1 protein-coding gene is annotated in these 678 nt (G+C 57.2%); it reads right to left on the bottom strand.

The features are described 5' to 3' along the window. Positions 1-12: 12 nt before the first annotated feature. Positions 13-306, bottom strand: coding sequence for a hypothetical protein (locus tag CKO23_RS25045; protein WP_200336300.1), 294 nt, complete (start codon positions 304-306; stop codon positions 13-15). Between the last annotated feature and the right edge of the window lie 372 nt (positions 307-678).

Genomic DNA, 678 nt, shown 5'->3' with positions numbered 1-678 from the left:
ACGCGCGGGTCGTTAAGGGGGGCGAAATGATCGACAATACTGGCAGACATGGGAACCTCCTGAGGCTGTTTCCCGATAGACTGCCGCAACCGGTTCTTTTTGAAAAATATTATACGCGCTCGCCCTGGCCTGGTCGCACCAGCTGGCGAAGTCGACCGTCGCCCGGGTGTAGGCGCGCCGGGTATGGGAATTGCGGATATTGGCGGTGAAGAACTCGATGAAGCGCTTGCCGGCCTCGGGTGTGCGTACGAAAATCGCCGGCAGCTGCATGGCGCTCGGACCGAGCGCGTTGACGAGTTGGCTCATCGAGGTCTCCTCAGCGAATGTGGCGATAATGACAAACTCAATCGAGTGCGTTTCACCGATTGATGTTTGCAATCCTCAGCATGCATCTGCGAAACCCAATCGACAAAGCCTGAACGATTGCATCGAGCAATCCTTTCGGGACATTCGACCAAACCCAATCCTTCACGCCCCCATGATTGTCCCAGACAATCGTCCCCTCCCCGCGCGTATCGAGGATGATAACCTCCTTCTGGGGTCTCCACTTAACCGGAGTAAACTCCAAGGGTGACTTACCCTCATGCTGGCGTTGATTATCCGCGGACTGCGGGCGAGTTCCAGTCCTGGTTTCGCACCGATGCGGACTGCCTCGACTACCTGGAGTGGCTCCGGTGG

Origin of the sequence: Thiocystis violacea, assembly GCF_016583565.1 — a bacterium.
In the GTDB taxonomy this organism is placed as follows: domain Bacteria; phylum Pseudomonadota; class Gammaproteobacteria; order Chromatiales; family Chromatiaceae; genus Thiorhodococcus; species Thiorhodococcus violaceus_A.
This window is presented reverse-complemented; position numbering and strand designations above follow the sequence as displayed.

Bases quoted from the DNA above. Each gene is read 5' to 3' on its own strand.
- CKO23_RS25045 (WP_200336300.1), bottom strand. From the start codon at position 306: ATGAGCCAACTCGTCAACGCGCTCGGTCCGAGCGCCATGCAGCTGCCG.